This window comes from Acetobacter pasteurianus subsp. pasteurianus LMG 1262 = NBRC 106471 (assembly GCF_000285275.1).
GTDB lineage: Bacteria > Pseudomonadota > Alphaproteobacteria > Acetobacterales > Acetobacteraceae > Acetobacter > Acetobacter pasteurianus.
Genome location: NZ_CADO01000078.1, coordinates 1 through 4,657, shown reverse-complemented (window position 1 = coordinate 4,657; position 4,657 = coordinate 1). Strand labels below are relative to the sequence as shown.

Genomic DNA, 4,657 nt, shown 5'->3' with positions numbered 1-4,657 from the left:
ATGGGTCAGAAAACTCTTGCATAACGGACGGTAACCACAGAAGAAATCCGCGTCCAGACTATCGGCTGCAGAAGTGATGCTGTCTGCCATGTTGCCCGCATCTTCACGCGTAGCCCGTAGCTGCTGGCTCAGTTTGGCCAGCTTGCTTTCTTCCTCTTCTGCATATGCGCCCATTTTATAGAGTGCCACACCCGCAGCACCCGCTGCGGCAACAATGCCTGTGGGGCCTGTCAGGACATTTTTAAGCATGGATAGGCCTGCACCGTATCCCCCGTTACCACCTGCGATTGCAAGAGCGTTAGGCGCTTCATAAAACAGAGCCTGCAACGGATTGCCGCCTGCCAGCACCATATCGGCAAACTTGTGCACATCGTCCACAATTTCCGTGATCTGGTAGGCTTCCAGCTTGCCAGATTTGGTGGATTTCTGCTGCGCTTTATCTAAATTGGCTTCGGCTGCAGCTGGTTTTTGCAAGACATCTACCTGTTCCTGCCGCGCATCTACCTGTGCTTTCAGATCCTGAAGAATACTCTGCTTGGTCGTTGGATCCAGCTTATCATCAGGAATGGATGCAGCCTGCGCCACTGCATCATCATAGCGATTTTGTGCAGCTATGAGCTTCAACATAGCTTGGGAAAGCTGACTACCTGCTCTGGTTGTGCGTAAAAAGCTGGCAGCACTCCTGTCCAGACCATTTTGCAAACCGGCAGATGCCTGCTGCACCTCATTATCCAACTCAGATACGGCACCCGCGGCAAGGCCTGAAGCATTCTTTACTTTGCCCAGATCTTCAATGATTTTTTCCTGCTGTTCCTGCGCTTGGGAAATATCTGGGGTTTGCGCATCGGCTGTGCTGGATACAGTAGTATCTGCACGCGGAGCAGAAAGATTATGCACAGCTTCCTGCTCTGCATTGACCATGCGCTCAATGTTACTGATGCCATCAGAAACATCCTTGGTCATTGCTGCCGTGGTGTTATCTACACCAGACAGTATGTCGTCTGCAGCCTGCATGCCCGCGTTGCCCATTGCGGACAGTTCGTTGCTGGTCTTGCTGGCAGCGTTCGTAACTTCGCCGAGGCTGTCCTTAAGCTTTTTCTGCGCCTCTAGCGTTTTACTTAGGTCTGGAGACTGTATATCTACCGTTCCGGAGACATTGGCATCCACATCGGGTGCCGTCATGCTGTTCAGGGCATCCTGTCCCGTTTCGACCATGCGCTGCATATCGTTCATGCCAGACGTAACAGCTTCAGAAACCTGATCCATGACATCTGGCAGTTTTCCAGCAGCAGACGTGAGGTCAACAAACTCCTGACCAACACCAGCTAATGCATCTGCCTGCTTCTCAGCTTCTGCAGATCCCTTAGCCATGGCAACAGTCGTTCTGTCCAATGCTTGCGCACGGTTGCCTTCTGCTTCACGGATGCCGTTTATCAGAGCATTCTGTTCACCGAGCTGGCCGTTCCATGCCTTCTGGCCGATTGCGGCGGCCTGTAAATTAGTTTCGACTGTTTGCAGTTCGGCACCAACGTGACCGATCTGGCTTTCCACCTGTTCCAGATTTTCTGTGATGCCAGAGGTATCCAACCCCTCATCCGTTGTTTTCTGGAGATCTGCCCGCAGGCTATCACGTTGCGCACTCAAGGCCATCAGCTGCTTGGTCAGGCTGCCAACACGGGAAACAGCCTGTGTGCCCAGCTTTTCAAAAGACCCGACCGCTGCATCAGCGCCTTCTGCCAATGTTTCAGTGGCATCTTTTGAGGTTTTGCCCATGGAAGACAGAACATCGTTCAGGATCAGGCCTTTTTCCGTCAGCGCGTCCAGACGGCGACCAGCACTTTCCGTAGCACTTTCAGTCTGATCAACGGCTACGATATCAACCTCTAGGGATTGAACCAGATCTGTCTCTGCCATGGGAAACCATTATCTCTCTGTCAAAACCAGCATGGGGTAAAGCATTTGCTCCCCTCCTTGCCGATCAGCCCGCCGGCTCACGTAAGCGGCGTGCTTTTGCGTCCACTGTTTCTCTTTTTTGTCCCACGAAATACCCGAAGCGATACCAGCCTGTTTCAGGATGTATGGGACAGGATCACCACGGGCATCGCGGCCTTTATCTACAGGTTTGAAAAGCCGCTGGGCACGAATTCCCTTGAAGCGGCGCATCAGCGGCCTGCGCACGCCTTCCACAATCCCAGGTGGAACACTGATGCGCTGGCCGCCAACTTCAATCTTGCGGGCATAGGGCATGGTATTCACGATGCGCACTTCCGAACCCATAGGAACCTTACCCGGAGCATCTGTCCAACCTTTGCCGTTCACCAGGATGGCCCAGCTTTTACGGAATGCACCGCTATGGACGGGGGATCTCTTGCGCAATTCTTCCAACGCCCAGACAGTAGCCTCACCCAGCGTGTTGAACAGATAGGTGACACTGCCGCCGTTGAATTTTGCCGCCTCTTCCGGAAGGCCGAGCTTGCCATCCACACGCCGGACATATTGTGCCGATGCAGCGCCCGACTGAATGAGATCATCCCGCTCCTTGCGGATCCTATCCCCTACAATCTTGTGCGCGGCCACACTGGTCATGTTCCGGTTAATGGCAACCCGCATGGGTTTTTGCAGACGTGCGGCCCAGCTCATTTTTTCATCCGCCTTTTCATGCGTTGCGCCCAGTCTTCAATGAACACCCTGTCCATGGCGATGATGCACCGATCTAACAGCGCCATTTCGGCATGCGTGTAGCCATGATGCTGCGACCATGTATGCACCACTTCCCACGGGATCATGCCGGGGCTGTTTTCAAAGACTGTGGTACCTAAAGCCACACTGAAACCTTGTATAAAACGCTGGCGTGATGCTGAAAGCCGATGCCATGCCCGCCAGATCCACATGAACTCAGGCTGTGGATCCACACGGGCATCTTCTCCATCCAGTTCATTCCAGATGGTTTCGTCATAGCTTCCCCATTCAAGGTGCCACGTCAGCGCCCTGGTCAGTTTCCCTCAGCTTCCTCTGCATGCTCATAAGCCTGCGTGGTCACAAGGGCTGCGGCTTCCCAGCAGGCGGCCATCAGTTCGCGGTAATCTGGATTGCCGAGCAGTTCCTTAAACTCCTCAACCGTGACAGGGTTTTTCTTTTCCCGATCATGATGTAGCCCTTTAACATCCAGCACGAGGAAGTCCCGCAGCAGGCCTGCGTTGATATTGCGGCGCATGGCGTTGGGAATGGCAGAAACATCACCACGGAAGCGTTCTGCCGCTTTGCGCAGGCGCTGTGCCTGAGCATCCACAAACTTGTCGGTATAACCACGGCTTTTGATTTCAAGGCCGGGGTATTTGTCGATTTTAACCCACTTTCCATCGGCAATGGCGGCGCTATCGGTTTTCAGGTCTGCAAGAGAAAGCATGGATCTACCTCAATAAAAAAGGCCGCTCACTGGCGGCCTGTGTGGGTGATGTCGATTTTTCCCACCCAAAAGCAGGCAGGGAATAAGAGTATTATGGCGTCAGTCAGTTACTGATGCGCGCAATGGAAAATGTGCCACCACCAGGAACCGGGTTTGCCGTGATGGAAACAGTTGCAACCACAGTCTGGTTTTTTCCGGAAATAGGCGTTTTGGGATTGCGAATAATGCCGTTAAGCACTGCAAACTGGTAGCCCACGCCATCACTGCCCTGAACGCCTACCGTGACCAGACCGGTTTTCCCGGCAGCCCAGTCTGTAAACTGCTGGTAATCACGGAACAGGTAGGTGATTTCCATTGTGGCCTTGAAGCTGCCAAAACGCACACCGCAGGCTCCAACATGGCCCATACCGGTGTCCTGACCGGAGCCATCCCGTGAGAGTGTGATAGTGGCAGACTGGATGCAGCCAGACGGCGCATTACCGAAGATGGAGCAGCCAAGAAATCCCTCCACTGTATCAATCAGCGGGGTGATGGTGCGTGGCGTAACTGAAGCGGCATTATCCGTATCTGATACCGCCATGTCAGACCCGACCAGATCAATACTGATAGTCGCAGGTTGCTGCTTTTGCAGGGTGATCTGCACCTGATTGATCATCGTCCCGGAATACAGATCCCATTTGCCAGAAAGGGCTTTCCGGAAGGTAAAGGTTTTCCCAATCTTGCCATTTGTGATGCCGTTGAACGTCAGCGTGGCACCCGATTTTGCAACAGTATCTTTCGATACGTTGGGAATAGAGCCTATCGGCACCAGTATGGCGATGCCTTTCACTCTGTACGGAATGCAGACGTTGTTTGCATTAATATTGGCATCGTTCAGTACCAGCAGGCCAACTGGCGGGATACCAAGGGCGTCAATTGAATTATTCGTCAGGACGATATCCCAGCACCCTGCATTGCCGCCGATATTGTCGTCAGGCTGGTACATAAATGTGCTGGTTCCAGACGCATCTCCAGTCGAAACCAGATTAACATTGACCCAGTCATTCCCCAGGACACCGGCCAGCATGTCTTCAAACGTGCCAACAGACAGGATGCCGGAGATGCTGCCCTGTGTGGTCCGCCCTGTCAGGACGGACTGCGCCATTTCAGGGATATCGTTGATTTCGTCAGGCTGGCTCTCGGTCTCATTGACCGCAAGTGAGATGGGGTGGTTGCCGTCCTCCCCGCACGGCATCGCAATGTGCCAGAATG

At 53.4% G+C, this 4,657-nt stretch carries 4 protein-coding genes and 1 pseudogene; all 5 read right to left on the bottom strand.

The genetic code is table 11. The features are described from left to right. A pseudogene (locus APA10_RS11190) lies at window positions 1-1,914 on the bottom strand (hypothetical protein); the annotation flags it as partial. A 9-nt stretch (window positions 1,915-1,923) separates the two neighbouring features. Continuing rightward, window positions 1,924-2,640: a hypothetical protein gene (locus APA10_RS11185; RefSeq protein ID WP_035367667.1), complete on the bottom strand. Its 717-nt coding sequence runs from the start codon at window positions 2,638-2,640 to the stop codon at window positions 1,924-1,926. Then, window positions 2,637-2,912: a hypothetical protein gene (locus tag APA10_RS11180; protein WP_250697686.1), complete on the bottom strand. Its 276-nt coding sequence runs from the start codon at window positions 2,910-2,912 to the stop codon at window positions 2,637-2,639. Before APA10_RS11180 ends, APA10_RS11185 begins: the two co-directional genes overlap by 4 nt. Window positions 2,913-2,992: 80 nt before the next feature. Beyond that, on the bottom strand, window positions 2,993-3,406 hold the full coding sequence (locus APA10_RS11175; RefSeq protein ID WP_035367663.1) for a hypothetical protein: 414 nt from the start codon (window positions 3,404-3,406) through the stop codon (window positions 2,993-2,995). 103 nt (window positions 3,407-3,509) lie between these two features. Then, window positions 3,510-4,657, bottom strand: a 1,148-nt coding sequence (locus tag APA10_RS11170) for a phage tail tube protein (protein ID WP_050998024.1), incomplete at its 5' end; no start/stop codon positions are given.